At 61.0% G+C, this 16330-nt stretch carries 17 protein-coding genes and 1 riboswitch; of the genes, 5 read left to right on the forward strand and 12 right to left on the reverse strand.

Features of this window, described 5'->3' with window-relative positions; translation table 11 throughout:
* Nucleotides 1-48 precede the first annotated feature (48 nt).
* From JFT66_RS02760 to cobO, 6 genes are read right to left on the reverse strand one after another with little or no spacing between them, the layout of a single operon-like run.
* Nucleotides 49-1500 (reverse strand): cobyric acid synthase, encoded by a 1452-nt coding sequence (locus JFT66_RS02760; RefSeq protein ID WP_198858706.1) that lies wholly within the window; start codon nucleotides 1498-1500, stop codon nucleotides 49-51.
* On the reverse strand, nucleotides 1497-2486 hold the full coding sequence (gene cobD, locus JFT66_RS02765) for a threonine-phosphate decarboxylase CobD (protein WP_034117128.1): 990 nt from the start codon (nucleotides 2484-2486) through the stop codon (nucleotides 1497-1499). The genes JFT66_RS02760 and cobD overlap by 4 nt, the downstream gene beginning before the upstream one ends.
* A complete protein-coding gene (gene cbiB, locus JFT66_RS02770) occupies nucleotides 2479-3387 on the reverse strand; it encodes an adenosylcobinamide-phosphate synthase CbiB (RefSeq protein WP_034117129.1) in 909 nt (302 codons plus the stop codon). The genes cobD and cbiB overlap by 8 nt, the downstream gene beginning before the upstream one ends.
* A complete protein-coding gene (gene bluB, locus JFT66_RS02775; protein ID WP_198858707.1) occupies nucleotides 3384-4034 on the reverse strand; it encodes a 5,6-dimethylbenzimidazole synthase in 651 nt (216 codons plus the stop codon). Before bluB ends, cbiB begins: the two co-directional genes overlap by 4 nt.
* Nucleotides 4031-5422 carry a cobyrinate a,c-diamide synthase gene (locus JFT66_RS02780; RefSeq protein ID WP_034117131.1) on the reverse strand — a complete coding sequence of 464 codons (1392 nt, stop codon included), beginning with the start codon at nucleotides 5420-5422 and terminating at the stop codon, nucleotides 4031-4033. Before JFT66_RS02780 ends, bluB begins: the two co-directional genes overlap by 4 nt.
* Nucleotides 5419-6030, reverse strand: coding sequence for a cob(I)yrinic acid a,c-diamide adenosyltransferase (cobO, locus tag JFT66_RS02785; protein ID WP_034117132.1), 612 nt, complete (start codon nucleotides 6028-6030; stop codon nucleotides 5419-5421). Before cobO ends, JFT66_RS02780 begins: the two co-directional genes overlap by 4 nt.
* A gap of 79 nt (nucleotides 6031-6109) precedes the next feature.
* Nucleotides 6110-6355, reverse strand: a riboswitch (cobalamin riboswitch).
* Nucleotides 6356-6454: 99 nt separating this feature from the next.
* Here cobO and JFT66_RS02790 point away from each other — a divergent pair.
* Nucleotides 6455-7768, forward strand: a complete 1314-nt coding sequence (locus JFT66_RS02790; RefSeq protein ID WP_153838133.1) for a PQQ-dependent sugar dehydrogenase — start codon at nucleotides 6455-6457, stop codon at nucleotides 7766-7768.
* A gap of 68 nt (nucleotides 7769-7836) precedes the next feature.
* On the opposite strand, the gene JFT66_RS02795 is transcribed toward JFT66_RS02790, so the two are convergent.
* From JFT66_RS02795 to JFT66_RS02815, 5 genes are all read right to left on the reverse strand, one after another.
* Nucleotides 7837-8376, reverse strand: coding sequence for a C40 family peptidase (locus JFT66_RS02795; RefSeq protein WP_034117134.1), 540 nt, complete (start codon nucleotides 8374-8376; stop codon nucleotides 7837-7839).
* 144 nt (nucleotides 8377-8520) lie between these two features.
* A complete protein-coding gene (locus JFT66_RS02800; protein ID WP_198858708.1) occupies nucleotides 8521-9150 on the reverse strand; it encodes a C40 family peptidase in 630 nt (209 codons plus the stop codon).
* 209 nt (nucleotides 9151-9359) lie between these two features.
* A complete protein-coding gene (gene hda, locus JFT66_RS02805) occupies nucleotides 9360-10064 on the reverse strand; it encodes a DnaA regulatory inactivator Hda (RefSeq protein ID WP_003193052.1) in 705 nt (234 codons plus the stop codon).
* A 204-nt stretch (nucleotides 10065-10268) separates the two neighbouring features.
* Nucleotides 10269-11342 (reverse strand): AI-2E family transporter, encoded by a 1074-nt coding sequence (locus JFT66_RS02810; RefSeq protein ID WP_034117136.1) that lies wholly within the window; start codon nucleotides 11340-11342, stop codon nucleotides 10269-10271.
* A gap of 55 nt (nucleotides 11343-11397) precedes the next feature.
* Nucleotides 11398-12438 (reverse strand): DUF2066 domain-containing protein, encoded by a 1041-nt coding sequence (locus JFT66_RS02815; protein WP_198858709.1) that lies wholly within the window; start codon nucleotides 12436-12438, stop codon nucleotides 11398-11400.
* Between the two features lie 352 nt (nucleotides 12439-12790).
* On the opposite strand from JFT66_RS02815, the gene purM reads away from it, so the two are divergent.
* From purM to JFT66_RS02835, 4 genes are all read left to right on the forward strand, one after another.
* Nucleotides 12791-13849: a phosphoribosylformylglycinamidine cyclo-ligase gene (gene purM, locus JFT66_RS02820; RefSeq protein WP_005790182.1), complete on the forward strand. Its 1059-nt coding sequence runs from the start codon at nucleotides 12791-12793 to the stop codon at nucleotides 13847-13849.
* On the forward strand, nucleotides 13849-14499 hold the full coding sequence (gene purN, locus JFT66_RS02825; protein ID WP_034117138.1) for a phosphoribosylglycinamide formyltransferase: 651 nt from the start codon (nucleotides 13849-13851) through the stop codon (nucleotides 14497-14499). The genes purM and purN overlap by 1 nt, the downstream gene beginning before the upstream one ends.
* A gap of 8 nt (nucleotides 14500-14507) precedes the next feature.
* Nucleotides 14508-15221 (forward strand): DUF3108 domain-containing protein, encoded by a 714-nt coding sequence (locus JFT66_RS02830; RefSeq protein ID WP_198858710.1) that lies wholly within the window; start codon nucleotides 14508-14510, stop codon nucleotides 15219-15221.
* Between the two features lie 264 nt (nucleotides 15222-15485).
* Nucleotides 15486-15674: a hypothetical protein gene (locus tag JFT66_RS02835; protein WP_034117140.1), complete on the forward strand. Its 189-nt coding sequence runs from the start codon at nucleotides 15486-15488 to the stop codon at nucleotides 15672-15674.
* Between the two features lie 94 nt (nucleotides 15675-15768).
* On the opposite strand, the gene JFT66_RS02840 is transcribed toward JFT66_RS02835, so the two are convergent.
* Nucleotides 15769-16314 carry a DUF2058 domain-containing protein gene (locus JFT66_RS02840; protein WP_014719402.1) on the reverse strand — a complete coding sequence of 182 codons (546 nt, stop codon included), beginning with the start codon at nucleotides 16312-16314 and terminating at the stop codon, nucleotides 15769-15771.
* Nucleotides 16315-16330: the final 16 nt, after the last annotated feature.

Below are 16330 nucleotides of genomic sequence, written 5' to 3' on the forward strand. Positions count from 1 at the left end.
CGCCATCGGGGGCAAGCCCCCTCCCACACTTTGATCCCATGCACACCGTCAGACCCCACATAGCTCGCGCAACAAACCGGTGTCCAAGTGCTGCTCTACCAAGTCCGCGAGCCGCTCGATATCACGCTCGCGCAACCCGTGATAATCCACCGCCTGCACATCCTGCAACCCCGCCCAACGCAACAAGGCACTGCACGCCTCAGGCGTCTCGAACAAACCATGCAAGTACGTACCCAGAATCTGCCCATCAGCACTCAGCGCCCCATCGCTGCGCCCATCATCAAGCAGCACGGCAGCGCTCGATAAGGCATCACCCGACGTCACGCCCGCGTGAATCTCATACCCACTCACCTCAGCATCCTCGAGCACCAAGCGCCCGCGCACATTGCGCAGTTGCTTCTCCTCCTCCAGCGTCGTAGCGAATGCCAGCAGCCCGAGGCCAGCACTGGACCCGGCCACACCTTCCAGCCCAAGCGGGTCATGCACCTGCTCACCCAACATCTGCAAGCCCCCACAAATCCCCAGCACCTTGCCGCCATAACGCAAATGCCGCGCCACGGCCACATCCCAGCCATTGGCACGCAAGAACGCCAAATCGCTGCGTACGCTTTTCGAGCCCGGCAGGATGATCAAGTCAGCCGCTGGAATCGCCTGCCCCGGCCCGACAAACTGCAAATCCACCTGGGGATGCAGGCGCAGCGGGTCGAAATCGGTATGGTTACTGATACGCGGCAACACCGGCACCACCACCTTGAGCACTTGGGCGGCCTTGTCGATCTGGCGCTGGTCAATACCGTCCTCTGCCTCCAGATGCAGGTCCATCACATAGGGCAACACCCCCACTACCGGCTTGCCAGTGCGCGCCTCTAGCCAATCCAGCCCAGGCTGCAACAACGCGATGTCACCGCGAAAACGGTTGATGATGAAACCTTTGACTCGCGCCTGCTCAGTGGGCGACAGCAGCTCCAGCGTGCCGACCAGATGGGCAAACACCCCACCGCGATTGATATCGGCGATCAACAGCACCGGGCAATCCACCGCTTCGGCAAAGCCCATGTTGGCAATGTCATTGGCACGCAGGTTGATCTCGGCCGGGGAACCCGCGCCTTCGACCATCACCACCGCGTAGGCTTCGCTCAACCGCGTGTGGGAAGCCAGCACGGCTTGCATCGCAATGGCTTTGTAGTCGTGGTAGGCCACGGCGTTCATGCTGGTGACGGCGCGGCCATGGATGATCACTTGGGAGCCGGTGTCGCTGTTGGGCTTGAGCAACACCGGGTTCATATCAGTGTGGGGCGCCAGATTGGCAGCCTGGGCCTGTACCGCCTGTGCGCGGCCAATCTCGCCGCCTTCGGCGGTCACGGCACTGTTGAGCGCCATGTTCTGTGGCTTGAACGGCACCACCGCCACGCCCTGACGCACCAACCAGCGACACAGCGCGGTCACCAGGGTGCTCTTGCCGGCGTCGGAGGTGGTGCCCTGCACCATCAGCGTACTCATGTGGCCTCCTTGTAGGCGGCCAGGGCCTCATCGAGCCGCAGCCAATCGGCTTCGGTGTCGGGCAGGCCCAGACGCACGCTGCTGTCATGCACAAACAAACGCAGCAGAATGCCGCGCTGGGCCATGAACTCGTGCAGCCGTTCGGCGTGAGGTGTAATCAACCATTGGAATAGCGCGCAACCGCCGTGGGGTTGAAAGCCCCGGCGCTCAAGCAACTCGAACAAGCGCTGGCCGGCTTCGATGCACCGACTGCGCTGACGGGCGTGCCCGGCGGTATCGCGCAGGCACACCTGGCCCAGCACCCGCGTTGGCCCGCTGACCGCCCATGGCCCGACCTGTTCGGCCAGTAACTTGAGCAACTTGCGCTCGGCCAACACAAAACCCAGGCGCACACCGGCCAGCCCAAAGAACTTGCCGAATGAACGCAGTACGATCAAGCCGACTTCATGGGTATGGCTTGCCAGGCTCAAGTCTGGGGTGACGTCCATGAACGCCTCATCCACCACCAGCCAGCCACCGCGCTGGGCCAGCCGCGCATGCCAGTCCAGCAGGCGCTGCGGGGGCAGACTCAGGCCGGTGGGATTGTTGGGGTTGACCACCACCAGCACGTCGAGGCTGTCGAGAAAGAAGTCGACCTCCTGCTCCTGCACCTCGCGTACCACGTAGCCAGCACGACGCCAGGCTTCGGCGTGCTCGGCATAACAGGGCGAGAGCACGCCGACCTTGCCGGTGCGACGCAGGCGCGGCAGCAGTTGGATCGCGGCCTGGGAGCCCGGCACTGGCAACAACTGGGCGGTACCGTAATATTCGCTGGCAGCCTGTTCCAGGCCGTCGTCGCTCTCCGGCAGACGTGCCCAGGCACGCAACGGAATCTCCGGGATAGGCCACGGCCAGGGCGCCAGGCCACTGGACAGATCAAGCCAATCTGCCTCGGCAATTGCGTACTCAATCGCGGCTTTACGCAGCCGACCGCCATGCTCAAGCATAGATTTGCGCCCCTACGCACAGGACCAGCAACCACAACCATACTCCGCGCTGCACCAGTTGCCAGCCACGGTCGATGGCGTCGGCATCGGCCGGTGGGCCTTCGCCCAACTGCGGGCGCTGATGCACCTCGCCGTGATAAATCGCCGCGCCGCCGAGCTCGACGCCCAACGCACCGGCACCGGAGGCCATCACAGGGCCAGCATTGGGGCTGTCCCAGGTCGGGCCCTGGGTGCGCCAGCATTTGAAGGCAAGGCGGGTTTTACCCAATAACGCGTAGGTCAACGCCACCAAACGCGCAGGAATGTAGTTCAGGACATCGTCGATCTTGGCGGCCGCCCAGCCAAAGCGCTCGAAGCGTTCGTTGCGATAGCCCCACATGGCGTCGAGGGTGTTGCTCAGGCGATAGAGCACCACGCCTGGCACACCGGCCACCACAAACCAGAACAGCGCGGCGAACACCGCATCGCTGCCGTTCTCCAGCACAGACTCGGTGGCAGCACGAGCGACTTCGGTGCGGTCCAGTTCGCTGGTCTGGCGACTCACCAGGTAGCTCACGCGCTTGCGTGCTTCATCCAAGTCGTCACTGCGCAAGGCCTGAGCCACCGGGGTCACATGCTCGCCCAGGCTGCGCATGCCAAGGGCGCAGTACAACGCCAGGATTTCCAGCAGCCAGCCAATAACAGGCGCCCACGACAACGCCGTGGCCAACAGGGTCAGCGGCACCACCGCGATAAACCACGCGGTCACGCCATGGCTGCGCCAGCCACGCCCACCAGTATTGAAACGCTGCTCGATGCGCCCGGCGAAATTGCCGAACGCCACCAGCGGATGCCAGCGCCTGGGTTCACCCAGCAACGCATCGAGCGCCACCGCAGCGACACACAGCAAGGCCACACTCATTGACTCACTCCCCACTTGTTTTCATACAGCATGTCACTCAACGGTCGCGGCTCGGTCCAGCCTTCGAGCTGCAACATCGGTGCCGGATAGAACTCCGCCACCGGCCCCAGGCACAACACGGCCAGGGGTTTGGCACCGGGTGGCAAGCCCAGCAGCTCGGCCAGGGCCTGGGGTTCGAACAGCGAGACCCAGCCCATGCCCAAGCCCTCCACACGCGCCGCCAGCCACAGGTTCTGGATTGCACAGGATAACGACGCCATGTCCATTTCCGGCAAGGTGCGGCGCCCGAAGATGTGGCGCTCGCGATCGTCCGTCAAAGCCGCCACCAAGACCTCGGCACAGTCGTTGATGCCTTCGACCTTGAGCTTCATGAACTCATCGGAGCGCTCGCCCAAGGCCTCGGCGGTGCGCACGCGCTCTTCTTCCACCAGCTGTTGAATCTGCCCACGCAAGGGGCGGTCGCTGATGCGGATAAAACGCCAGGGCTGCATCAGGCCGACGCTTGGCGCCTGGTGCGCGGCCTGGAGCAGGCGCTGCAGCAGTTCGGGGGCGACGCTGCCGCCGCTGAAATGACGCATGTCGCGGCGCTCGGCGATGGCGCGGTAGACGGCGTCGCGGTCGGCCTGGGGGAATTGGTTGTCAGTCATGGCCTCTTCGCGAGCAAGCCCGCTCCCACATTGAATTGGGTTTCAACTCGGTCAATTGTGGGAGCTGGCTTGCCTGCGATAACGGTCTCAAGGTCCGGCGCAAACAGTGCGGCCACCGCGCCTGGGTTGGACGGAAAATAAAAGTGCACGTAGGAAGCGGTCATCCGCCCCTGCCGATACACCGCTTCAGCACCGCGCCCGCCGTTGGGGCTCAGGCCACGGGCAATCGGTGCCCATTCGGTGCTGGTCAGGGAATGGTGATAAGTGTGGCCGCGCAGTACGCCTTCCGGCAGTTCGACGCTTTGCAGGGCCAGGGCCGCGAGTTTCTTTTGCATCACCGCATCGCCCTGCAGCAGGCCAACCAATTCGGCGCGATTGCCGTCCACATCCGTCAGCGAATCGAGCAGATAGAGCATGCCGCCACATTCGGCGAGCAACGGCTTGCCAGCGGCGTGATGAGCACGGATCGCATCCAGCATCGCTGTGTTTGCCGACAGCGCCTGGTGGTGCAACTCCGGGTAGCCACCGGGCAAATAGAGACTGTCAGCTTCAGGCAGTTGGCGATCATGGATCGGTGAGAAAAAGCTCAGTTCGGCGCCCATCGCCCGCAACAGATCGAGGCTGGCGCCGTAGGTAAAGGCAAAGGCTTCGTCACGGGCCACGGCGATACGCACGCCTGCGAGCAGCGGTCTGGCCTCAATAACTGTGGGCGCAGCAAAGGTCACCGGCGGCGGCAGGGCGACTTCGCAACTGCTGCCCAATGCCTGGGCAGCGGCGTCCAGGCGTACATCGAGGTCATTCAGCTCGCTGGCTTGCACCAGGCCCAAGTGGCGACTGGGCAGTTCGATGCCGGTCTCGCGGGACAGCGCGCCGTACCAGCGCAAGCCCTCGGTGAGGCTGCCTTCGAGCAACTGGGCATGGCGCAGGGTGCCGACGCGGTTGGCCAGTACGCCGGCGAACGGCAGGTCGGGTTGATAGCGCGCCAGGCCCAGGGCCAGGGCGCCAAAGGTCTGGGCCATGGCGGTGCCGTCGATCACACCCAGCACCGGTACACCGAAGTGCCGCGCCAAGTCGGCGCTGGAAGGTGTGCCGTCGAACAAGCCCATCACGCCTTCGATCAGGATCAGGTCGGCCTCCCCCGCCGCTTCCCAGAGCAGGCGGCGACTTTCCTGCTCGCCCACCATCCACATGTCCAATTGATACACCGGCGCACCGCTGGCGCGCTCGTGAATCATCGGGTCGAGGAAGTCCGGCCCGCATTTGAACACGCGCACCTTGCGTCCCAGGTTGCGGTGCAAACGGGCCAGCGCAGCGGTGACGGTGGTTTTGCCCTGGCCGGACGCCGGAGCGGCGATCAATACGGCTGGGCAATGACGGGGCTGATTCAAAGTTCGACGCCCTTCTGTGCCTTGATACCGGCCTGGAAGGCGTGCTTGAGCATGCCCATTTCGGTGACGGTGTCGCCCATTTCGATCAACTCAGGCTTGGCGCCGCGGCCGGTGACCACCACATGCTGCATCGGCGGGCGGGCTTGCAGGTCGCTGAGCACTTGGTCCAGGTCCAGATAGCCGTGCTTGAGGGCGATGTTCAGTTCGTCGAGCACCACCAGGCCGATGGCCGGGTCTTGCAACAGCGCGCGGGACACCGCCCAAGCGGCTTCGGCGGCGGCGATGTCGCGTTGGCGGTCCTGGGTTTCCCAGGTAAAGCCTTCGCCCATCACATGGAAGCGCACCTGCTCGGGGAAACGGCGAAAGAACAACTCTTCGCCAGTGCTGTTACGCCCCTTGATGAACTGCACCACACCGCACTGCATGCCATGGCCCATGGCCCGGGCCAACATGCCGAATGCCGAGCTGCTCTTGCCTTTGCCGTTACCGGTCAGCACCAGCAGCAGGCCGCACTCGTTGGGGGAATTGGCGATGCGTTCGTCGATCACGGCTTTTTTGCGCAGCATGCGCGCCAGGTGGCGTTCGTCGCGGTCGGGGGAATCAGTCATGGCAGCTCTCCGTTGGGGCTGGACAAAAACGGCGGGCAGGAAAAAGAAAAAACAGACAGCCAAGCATCGCCCACCGTGATGCTGTTGAATGTTCAAGGCCGGTCTCCGGACTCATGAGTGGCGCGTCTTATCGAAGCAGCCGAGGGCGCGCCTTCCCATATCGCGGGCGATACAGTGGCAAACAGCACCGTCTTGACTCATTTACCGTTGCGGGGGCAGCGCCGGAATCGCGGCAGCACTGTGTACAAGTGCGCTCACTCACCGGCTTCCCTGTTTCACTCTGTCGACGCGTGCGCCACAGAGCACCTGGAACAAGCCGCGAAGGTTAGTGGGTTGGGGGTGGAGCGTCAATTAAAGCTGGCTCTGTACTTGAACCATCCGTACGCCGTGCTTCTCTACCCTTACAGGTATTAAGGAGAAAACCATGCATAAAACCCGACTCGCCTTACTGATCATGCTCGCAGGCAGCCTCGCGGCCTGCGGTGAAAGCTCTACCCTGCAGGTCTCCGACGGCATCGGGCCCTCGCCCAAACTGCCGGAGCCGAACAAGACCCTGATCCCCACCGTCAATATCGCCCCGGCGATTGGCTGGCCTGAAGGCGCCAAGCCAACGGCCGCCGCAGGCACCCAGGTTGCCGCGTTCGCCGAGGGCCTGGATCACCCGCGCTGGCTCTACGTGTTGCCCAACGGTGACGTGCTGGTGGCCGAGACCAATGCACCGCCCAAGCCGGATGATTCCAAGGGCGTGCGTGGCTGGGTGATGGAAAAAGTCATGGGGCGTGCCGGCGCAGGCGTGCCGAGCCCGAACCGCATTACGTTATTGCGCGACGCCGATCACGACGGCGTGGCGGAAACCCGCACGGTGTTTCTGGAGAATCTCAATTCGCCCTTTGGCATGACGCTGGTCGGTAACGACCTGTATGTAGCGGACTCAGATAAGTTGCTGCGCTTTCCCTACCAGCCAGGTGAAACCGCGATCAAAGCCCAAGGCACCACTGTCGTGGATTTGCCGGGTGGCCCCTTGAACCACCACTGGACCAAAAACGTGGTCGCCAGCAAGGATGGCAGCAAGCTGTATGTAAGCGTCGGCTCCAACAGCAACGTTGGCGAAAACGGCTTGGAGGCAGAACAGGGCCGCGCCGCGATTTGGGAAGTCGACCGCGCTACCGGCCAGCACCGCATTTTTGCCTCTGGCCTGCGCAACCCCAATGGCATGGCCTGGGAGCCACAGAGCGGCAAACTGTGGACCGCGGTTAACGAGCGCGATGAGATCGGTAGCGATCTGGTGCCCGACTACATCACCTCGGTCAAGGATGGCGGGTTTTATGGCTGGCCTTTCAGCTATTACGGCCAGCATGTGGATGTGCGCGTGACCCCGCAAAATCTGGACCTGGTCGCCAAGGCCATCGCGCCAGACTATGCGGTAGGCCCTCACACAGCCTCTTTGGGATTGACCTTCGCCGAGGGCAACAAACTGCCCGCGCAGTTCAGCAACGGCGCATTTATTGGCCAGCATGGTTCGTGGAATCGCAAGCCGCACAGTGGTTACAAGGTGATTTTCGTGCCGTTTGAAGGCGGTCAGCCGAAAGGACAACCGGTGGATGTGCTGACCGGGTTTCTCAACAGCGACGAGAAAGCCATGGGCCGGCCGGTGGGCGTGGTGATCGACCAGCAGGGAGATTTGTTGGTGGCGGATGATGTGGGGAATAAGGTTTGGCGGGTGTCGGCTGCTAAATAGCAGAGTTGCAAGCTGCAAGCAGGCGTTGCGCCCTCTTGCAGCTTAGAGCTTGAAGCTTACCGCTGCTTTCAAGGATTGCGTGCCAGATTCCCCGGCAACACCCGCTTGGCACTCAGGTAAGCATTCTGCCAATACGCTTTGGATAGCGTATCGAGCTTCACCGTACCGCCGGTTTGCGGCGCATGCACAAAGCGCCCTTCCCCGACATAGATCCCCGCATGGCTGACCCGTGAACCACCGCCCGTGGCGAAGAACAGCAGGTCGCCAGTTTGCAGGTTCTGCTCACTGACGTCCTGGGCACGCATCACGATCAGCTCACGGGTGGTGCGCGGCAGGGAGATGCCGGCGGCATCGCGAAACACAAAGCCGATCAGGCCGCTGCAATCAAAACCCGAGTCCGGTGTATTGCCGCCCCAGCGATAAGGCGTGCCGACCAGGCCCAGTGCGCGGAAAAGCACGTCCTCGGCAGCAGGCGAGAAATTCTGGGTGGCGTAGTTGAACACCGGCTTAGGCTTGACCGCTACAGGAGCGGGCGGCGGCGGGCGACTAGCGCAGGCGCTGAGCAGCGCGGCGCAAACAATAAGAATCAGGCGGGCCGAGGTCGACATGTGCAGAACAATCCTGGTCTGGATGCGGCTTTCGCTGCCGAACGTTGAAAACCAGAACGCGCAAGCAAAGCTCGCGCGAACGGATGACAACAATGTCCAGGGATTCTAGCGCTTACACGTCAAACTTCAAGTATCACTTTAACTTTACTTACTAGCGGTAACCGTAGTCGGGGCCATGGCGAGTGCGCGCTTGGCTTCGATGAAGGTTTTGCTCCAGTAGCTGTCACCCAGGTTATCTACCCGAACACCACCACTGCGGCGGCTGCTGGAGTGGATAAACTGGTTATCGCCCAGGTAGATACCGGCATGGCTGACACGACCGCGGCCACTGGTACTAAAGAAAAGCAGATCACCCGGCTTGAGGTTGTTCCGTGCGACCAACGGTGCATCCACGTTGATCATTTCGCGAGTCGAGCGAGGCAGATTCATGCCGGCTTCTTCACGGAACAGGTAGCCGATGAAACCACTGCAGTCGAAACCGGCTTCAGAGGTGCCGCCAAAACGGTAACGTGTACCGATCAGGGACTTACCGCGCTCAAGGATGCTGTCGGCCAGCAGAGGCAGTTGATAAGGCTTGCTGCCGGAGAAATCGGCCAGTTCCTTCTCGGTTGCCAGCTCTTCTTCATAGACAGTGGAAGACTGCGCGGCGACGAATTTCTGTTGAGTCTGCTGTTGTGGTTTCTGCTGCTCAACCACCTGTTGAGGGTGGGAGGCGCAACCAAACAACAGGGTAACGAGTGCGAGAGGCACGAGGGGTGCGAAGCGATTTAGCATGGGCACGACCGTGGCTGATGTGTAAAGAAGCCGAGACTATGCCCTCTATCACATCGATTTGCAAATTCAATCGCGATCTATGTGACTTCTGGTTTCGACTGTGACATCTAAGCCGTAATTCAATTTATTCCTGCAACTGCGTGGCCCGCCGGGCTCAAACGCAGGTTTTCTGACGCCTGAAAAGTGCCGAACCATGGGAAATCAATACCTTACCAACCCAAGGTTTCTTTCAGGAAAGGGATCGTCAATTTCCTTTGGGCCTGCAACGAAGCCTGGTCGAGCTGTTCGAGCAAATCGAACAACGCGCTCATGCTGCGGGTGCCACGGGTCAGGATAAAGTGCCCGACTTCGTCGGTCAGGTGAAGGCCGCGACGGGATGCGCGCAGTTGCAGGGCACGCAACTTGTCCTCGTCGGACAATGGGCGCATCTGGAAGATCAGTGCCAGGGTCAGGCGCGATTTGAGGTCGGCCAGCTTCACCGGCAGCTCACGAGGCGACGTAGAAGCCGCGATCAACAGGCGGCGGCCGCTGTCGCGCAGGCGGTTGAACAGGTGAAACAGCGCCTCTTCCCACTCCGCCTTGCCCGCTACTGCCTGCAAGTCGTCGAGGCACACCAGCTCATATTGCTCAAGGTTGTCGAAGATCCCGATACCGCGGTCCATCAACTCGGCCAACGGCAGGTACACCGCCGGCTCGCCCATCTGCTCGAAACGCAGGCACGCGGCCTGCAGCAGGTGGGTACGCCCCACGCCATGCTTGCCCCACAGATAGATCAGGCTTTCAGTCCACCCGGCGTCGGCTTCGCAGAGCCGCTCGACATAGCCGAGTGCAGCGGCATTGGCGCCTGGGTAGTAGTTGATAAAGGTAGCGTCGTCACGCAGACGCACACCTAGGGGCAGCTGAATCGGTTTCATGCTGACTGAACGGCTCCCATCGAACCGTTAGTGGCCTCTATGTAAAGTTTGCAAAGTTTATACCCGTGACGCCGGGCGCACAATGCAGCAGACCACAAGCAAAATCAAAGGTTTGCGTTAACTCGGCAGATTTACGCGGAATGTTTGACGCACCCGGCGCCAGAAACAACAAACCCGGCCTTGGCCGGGTTTGTGACATCGCGATTACAGATCGGGCTCATCAACGCCCGTGTATACGTCGGAATCCTTGTACAAGTCGTGAACATGACGCACCAGCACCATGATCACCGCCGCCACTGGCAGCGCCAGCAGGATGCCGGTAAAGCCGAACAACTCGCCACCCGCCAGGATCGCAAAGATGACCGCCACCGGGTGCAGGCCAATCCGGTCACCCACCAGCAGCGGTGTCAGCACCATGCCTTCGAGGGCCTGGCCGACCATGAACACCGCGACAATCCCCAGCATCGGGTAGAGGTCGCCACCAAACTGGAACAACCCGGCAACCAGCGCCGCACCGATGCCAATCACAAAACCCATATACGGCACGATGGCCGCAAGGCCCGCGATCAGGCCGATCAACAGCCCCAGCTCCAGGCCGATCGCCATCAGGCCAGCGGCATAGATAACCCCCAGGGCCAGCATTACCAGCAATTGGCCGCGGACAAATGCACCCAGTACCTCATGGCACTCACCAGCCAGGGAAACGATGCGTTCTTCACGGTCACGGGGCAGCAGGCTGCGGATCTTGGCCATCATGATGTCCCAGTCCCGCAGCAGGTAGAACGCTACCACCGGGATCAGCACCAGGTTGGTCAACCAACCGATCAGCGCCAGGCTTGAAGCGGTCGCCTGGCTGAGCACCACACTGACGATGTCGGTGGTCTTGTCCATATGTTCGCTGATGGCCGCCTTGACCTTGTCGAACTTCCAGAAACCATCCGCCAGCCCAAACTTGGACTGTGCCCACGGCATTGCCGTGTGCTGCAACCAGTCGAGCATCTGCGGCGCCAGTTCATAGAGGCGAAACAGCTGCTTGGCCAACATCGGCACCAGTATCAACACCAGCGCCGTGATGATCAGGGTGAACAGCGCAAACACCGTGACCACGCCCCAGGTGCGTGACATGCCGGCTTTTTCCAGGCGATCCACCACGGGATCGAACAGATAGGCGAGCAGCAACGCCACCAGGAACGGCGTCAGGATCGAATGCAGCAAGAACACAAAACCGCACAGCAGGACAATCCCGCCAAGCCACACCCAACGACGCGTATCCGCCATACACCACTCCATCTGTTATCTACGCCCTTCTTCTATATAGAAGAAGAAACACTATTTACCAACGAAAACGTAATTGCGCCTGGGGCTCAGGTGCAACTGCCGGTTGCGTGCCATCCACCACGGGTTGCTGGGCCGGGACTTCGCCAGCAGGGATCTCCTGCAGCTTGGCCAGGCTCAATTGGGTACGCAGTTGATCGGCACTGCCATGGACGCGATACACAATGCGATTGCCATCCACTAACTGCGGCTGACCACCAAAGGGTTCCAGCAAACGGCCCAGTGCGGCGTAGCGCTCCAGGTTCATGCCCTGCACCTCAAGCAATTGCTCGCTGCTCACCCCCGGCTTGACCGCAAAGCGCGGCGCCAGCTTTTGGCTGACCGCCAGCATTACAGCGTCGGCCAGCGCGGCAGTGTCAGCCCCTTGGGCGGCGCCCTGCTCGGCCTTGTCACCCAGCCACAGGCGCCAGTTGGCCTGCCACTGATTACCTTCCTGACGCGCATGCACGGCGAGCAAAGCATCGGCGCCGTAGCGCTCGGAGGCTGCACGCAAGGGCGTAGCGTCGGCACTTTCGAGATTCGGCGCCGTGGCAACGACCTGCTCATCCAGGTCGCCCAGCGGCAAGCGCAGCGGTAAGCCACGGTGTTGCGCGGCCCGGCGCAGCGCTTGGGCAACGGACTGGCCGTCGCCGACCAGGCTGCTGCCTTCGGTAGAATCGTTCAGCCACCAACCGAGGATCGACGGCCGATTACTGCCCCAGATAGACAAGCCCGCCTCACGCAAGGCACGGTCGGTGCTGACCGGGTCGAAGTCTACTTGCAGGCTTTCCGGTGGGCCGGCGTCGTAGCCGTACTGGCTGATGATTTGCTGCGGGTCCTTGCGGATCGCCGCAAAGCCCGGGCCATCGGCGGCCTTGGCGTCGCCGGTCAGGCGGATCACCAGGGTCTGCACGGCACGCTGGGTAGCCTGGTCGCGTTCCTGGGGCGACTGGCTGCTGACCGGTTCGAGCACTTGATAGAGGCCATTGAGGGTTTCGGCATGACTCGCCAGGCTGACCAACGACAAGCAGCCTACAAAGAAGAATTTACACAGACGCATTTAAGATTCCCGAACGACAAATTTAGCGGCTGGAACAGCCCGCGTGAACTCGGCTTGGCAGGGCTGTGACCACAGCAGCCAGCAAAACATTCACAGGGCCTCGGTAAGTTTTTGTACTGTCATAACGATAGCCGGTTCAAGGCTATACCTTAACAGCCACCCAAGCAGAGCCGATCAGCATTTTTTAAGCGGTTTTCTACCTATATGGCCCTGCCCGTCGGCCCGAGGATGGCCGCTGCCCCTCAAGCCTGATAAAATCGCGCGCCTTCGCAGACCGTCAACGGCAGGGCCTTTTCCAAAAGCCTGCGCCCGCCCGGTCGTTACCCAGAAATCCCCCCTAAAGGCCTGGATCATGAGCAAGCAACCCTCCCTGAGCTACAAGGACGCCGGTGTAGACATCGACGCCGGTGAAGCATTGGTCGAACGCATCAAGAGCGTCGCCAAGCGCACTGCGCGCCCCGAAGTCATGGGCGGCCTGGGCGGTTTTGGCGCCCTCTGCGAAATCCCGGCCGGCTACAAGCAGCCTGTATTGGTGTCCGGCACCGACGGCGTGGGTACCAAGCTGCGCCTGGCTCTGAACCTGAACAAGCACGACAGCATCGGCATCGACCTGGTTGCGATGTGCGTCAACGACCTGGTGGTGTGCGGCGCCGAGCCGTTGTTCTTCCTCGACTATTACGCCACCGGCAAGCTCAATGTCGAGACCGCGACCCAAGTCGTGACCGGCATCGGCGCTGGCTGCGAACTGTCGGGTTGCTCCCTGGTCGGCGGCGAAACCGCTGAAATGCCAGGCATGTACGAAGGCGAAGACTACGACCTGGCGGGCTTCTGCGTTGGTGTTGTCGAAAAAGCCGAGATCATCGACGGCTCCAAAGTGGCTGCCGGCGACGCCCTGCTCGCCCTGCCATCGTCCGGCCCGCACTCCAATGGCTACTCGCTGATCCGCAAGATCATCGAAGTGTCCGGCGCCGACATCGAGAACATCCAGCTCGACGGCAAGCCACTGACCGACCTGCTGATGGCCCCGACCCGTATCTACGTCAAGCCATTGCTCAAGCTGATCAAGGACACTGGCGCAGTCAAGGCCATGGCCCACATCACCGGCGGTGGCCTGCTGGACAACATCCCGCGCGTCCTGCCAAAAGGCGCCCAGGCGATTGTCGACGTGGCCAGCTGGCAGCGCCCGGCGGTCTTCGATTGGCTGCAGGAAAAAGGCAACGTCAACGAAACCGAGATGCACCGCGTGCTGAACTGCGGCGTGGGCATGGTCATCTGCGTGGCACAAGAGCACGTGGAAACGGCACTGAACGTATTGCGTGAAGCCGGCGAACAGCCATGGGTCATCGGCCAGATCGCAACCGCCCCGGAAGGCGCGGCCCAGGTTGAACTGAAGAACCTTAAGGCACACTGATGCCTGCAACCTGTGATGTCGTGGTGCTGCTTTCCGGCACCGGCAGTAACTTGCAGGCCCTGATCGATAGCACGCGCACTGGCGACAGCCCAGTGCGCATCGCTGCGGTGATTTCCAACCGCAGCGACGCCTACGGCCTGCAACGCGCCAGGGACGCGGGTATCGACACCCGCTCTCTGGATCACAAGGCGTTCGATGGTCGCGAGGCCTTCGACAGCGCCTTGATCGAACTGATTGACGCCTTCGCGCCCAAACTCGTGGTGCTTGCCGGCTTCATGCGCATCCTCAGCGCAGATTTCGTAAGGCACTACGAGGGGCGCTTGCTCAATATCCACCCTTCCCTGCTGCCCAAGTACAAAGGTATGCATACCCATCAGCGCGCCCTCGACGCCGGTGACAGCGAGCATGGCTGCAGCGTGCACTTTGTCACGGAGGAACTCGATGGCGGGCCTCTGGTCGTACAGGCAGTGGTTCCGGTAGAGTCAGGCGACTCGGCGCAGACGCTTGCGCAACGGGTTCATACCCAGGAACACAGGATTTACCCGCTGGCTGTTCGCTGGTTTGCCGAGGGGCGGTTGATTCTCGGTGACCAAGGTGCATTATTGGACGGTCAGTTACTCGCGGCCAGCGGCCACTTGATTCGAACCTAGGAGATTTTATGCGTCGCGCCCTGCTCTTCGCTTTTGCGCTGTTCGCTTTGCCTGCCGTACAAGCGGCAGACCTTCACCCTTTCTCCGTCAGCTACACCGCCGACTGGAAGCAGCTGCCCATGAGTGGTTCGGCTGAACGCAGCCTGGTCAAGAATGGCGACGGCACCTGGACCTTGAACTTCAAGGCCTCGATGATGATTGCCAGCCTGACCGAAACCAGCGTGATCCTGTTCGACAGGGACACCCTGCAACCCAAGAGCTACAGCTTCGAGCGCGGCGGGCTGGGCAAGGCGAAGAAAATCAATCTGGACTTCGACCAGAGCGCCAAGAAAGTGACCGGCTTTGAAAATAAAGACCCGGTCAATGTCACGCTTGAAAGCGCCATGCTCGACAAGTCCACCTACCAGCTCGCCTTGCAGCGCGATGTGGCCGCTGGCAAGAAAAGCATGAGCTATCGTGTGGTCGAAGGCACTGATACCGATACCTACGACTTCCGCGTTATCGGCTCGGAAAAGGTCCAGACCAAGGTAGGCTCAATCGACGCGATCAAGGTCGAGCGCGTGCGTGACCCATCGCAGAGCAAGCGCATTACCCAGATGTGGTTTGCCAAGGACCAAGGCGGCATTCTGGTAGCCCTGCGTCAGGTTGAGACTGATGGCAAGGAATACAACATCATGCTGCAGGATGGCACTGTTGATGGTCAGGCCGTCAAGGGCAGCTGATTGCGCTGATGTGCTGGGAAAGCCTCGCTGAATGCGGGGCTTTTTTTGCCTGGGGATTTTGATGTGAAGCGTCGAACATGAAACTTTTGTCATAAAACTCATGGCCCTGCGGCGCAATGTCACGGTTTACGCGGCCTGCGGGATTGTTGCGTTTGCTGCAATGAATTGTTGCGCGTAAAACCCGTTTACTTAGCAAGCTAACAAATAATATAAAAGAGGCCTGCGACGACTTGCCGCAGATCAACCAGAGATTGGAGCAAGCAGATGACTGTAAAAGTAACTGAACGCGACGATGAACATATGTCCCATGAAGCAGTAGGCCACGGGATTCACATCTGGGATGTCCATCAGCAAGACGTATTGGTCGGCATGTTTCACAACGAGAACGACGCCCACAATTATAAAAACGAGCTCGAAACTCTCGAACTGCAACGCCAGGCAAAAAGCTCCTGAAGCTCTGAAATCATGTTGACGCCCGGCCCACGCAGCCGGGCCGTCTACAAACAAAAACCCCGCCTTTTAAGCGGGGTTTGTTGTTTCTACAGCCTTACCACATCAGATCATCCGGGATCTGGTACGCGGCGTAAGGATCATCCTCATCCGGTACCTGGCTTTCGGTGAGGATGTTGAGCTGCACGATACGTTCCGGCGCCCGCTCCTGGATCTTCAGCGCTGCTTCTCGAGGGATTACCTCGTAGCCGCCACCGTGGTGCACGATGGCCAGGGAGCCGTTGCTCAGCTTGTTGCGCATCAGTGTGTTGACCGACAGGCGCTTGACCTTCTTGTCATCCACGAAGTTGTAGTAGTCCTCGGTCGTCAGCTTGGGCAAGCGCGAGGTCTCGATCAGTTGCTTGACCTGGGCCGTACGGGCCTTGGCCTCGGCCTTTTCCTGTTGCTGACGGTTCAGCTCCTGGTCACGCTTGACCTTCTCGGCATGGGCCTCGGCGGCCAGGCGTGCCTGGGTGTCATCGACTTCAGCTTGACCTTTGTGGACCAGGCGCTGCTGCTTCTGTTTCTCTTTGCCGACCTGCTTGGCCTGCTTTTGGTTGACCAGACCTGCTTTGAGCAACTGGTCGCGAAGGGAAAGGCTCATGGTGCTTACTCACTTA

The organism is Pseudomonas sp. MF6755 (assembly GCF_016405635.1).
In the GTDB taxonomy this organism is placed as follows: domain Bacteria; phylum Pseudomonadota; class Gammaproteobacteria; order Pseudomonadales; family Pseudomonadaceae; genus Aquipseudomonas; species Aquipseudomonas haemolytica.

What these genes read in the sequence shown, in the direction of transcription:
- JFT66_RS02760 (WP_198858706.1), bottom strand. Translation starts at nt 1,500, where the DNA reads ATGAGTACGCTGATGGTGCAGGGCACCACCTCCGACGCCGGCAAGAGC.
- cobD (WP_034117128.1), bottom strand. Translation starts at nt 2,486, where the DNA reads ATGCTTGAGCATGGCGGTCGGCTGCGTAAAGCCGCGATTGAGTACGCA.
- cbiB (WP_034117129.1), bottom strand. Translation starts at nt 3,387, where the DNA reads ATGAGTGTGGCCTTGCTGTGTGTCGCTGCGGTGGCGCTCGATGCGTTG.
- bluB (WP_198858707.1), bottom strand. Translation starts at nt 4,034, where the DNA reads ATGACTGACAACCAATTCCCCCAGGCCGACCGCGACGCCGTCTACCGC.
- cobO (WP_034117132.1), bottom strand. Translation starts at nt 6,030, where the DNA reads ATGACTGATTCCCCCGACCGCGACGAACGCCACCTGGCGCGCATGCTG.
- JFT66_RS02790 (WP_153838133.1), top strand. Translation starts at nt 6,455, where the DNA reads ATGCATAAAACCCGACTCGCCTTACTGATCATGCTCGCAGGCAGCCTC.
- JFT66_RS02795 (WP_034117134.1), bottom strand. Translation starts at nt 8,376, where the DNA reads ATGTCGACCTCGGCCCGCCTGATTCTTATTGTTTGCGCCGCGCTGCTC.
- JFT66_RS02800 (WP_198858708.1), bottom strand. Translation starts at nt 9,150, where the DNA reads ATGCTAAATCGCTTCGCACCCCTCGTGCCTCTCGCACTCGTTACCCTG.
- hda (WP_003193052.1), bottom strand. Translation starts at nt 10,064, where the DNA reads ATGAAACCGATTCAGCTGCCCCTAGGTGTGCGTCTGCGTGACGACGCT.
- JFT66_RS02810 (WP_034117136.1), bottom strand. Translation starts at nt 11,342, where the DNA reads ATGGCGGATACGCGTCGTTGGGTGTGGCTTGGCGGGATTGTCCTGCTG.
- JFT66_RS02815 (WP_198858709.1), bottom strand. Translation starts at nt 12,438, where the DNA reads ATGCGTCTGTGTAAATTCTTCTTTGTAGGCTGCTTGTCGTTGGTCAGC.
- purM (WP_005790182.1), top strand. Translation starts at nt 12,791, where the DNA reads ATGAGCAAGCAACCCTCCCTGAGCTACAAGGACGCCGGTGTAGACATC.
- purN (WP_034117138.1), top strand. Translation starts at nt 13,849, where the DNA reads ATGCCTGCAACCTGTGATGTCGTGGTGCTGCTTTCCGGCACCGGCAGT.
- JFT66_RS02830 (WP_198858710.1), top strand. Translation starts at nt 14,508, where the DNA reads ATGCGTCGCGCCCTGCTCTTCGCTTTTGCGCTGTTCGCTTTGCCTGCC.
- JFT66_RS02835 (WP_034117140.1), top strand. Translation starts at nt 15,486, where the DNA reads ATGACTGTAAAAGTAACTGAACGCGACGATGAACATATGTCCCATGAA.
- JFT66_RS02840 (WP_014719402.1), bottom strand. Translation starts at nt 16,314, where the DNA reads ATGAGCCTTTCCCTTCGCGACCAGTTGCTCAAAGCAGGTCTGGTCAAC.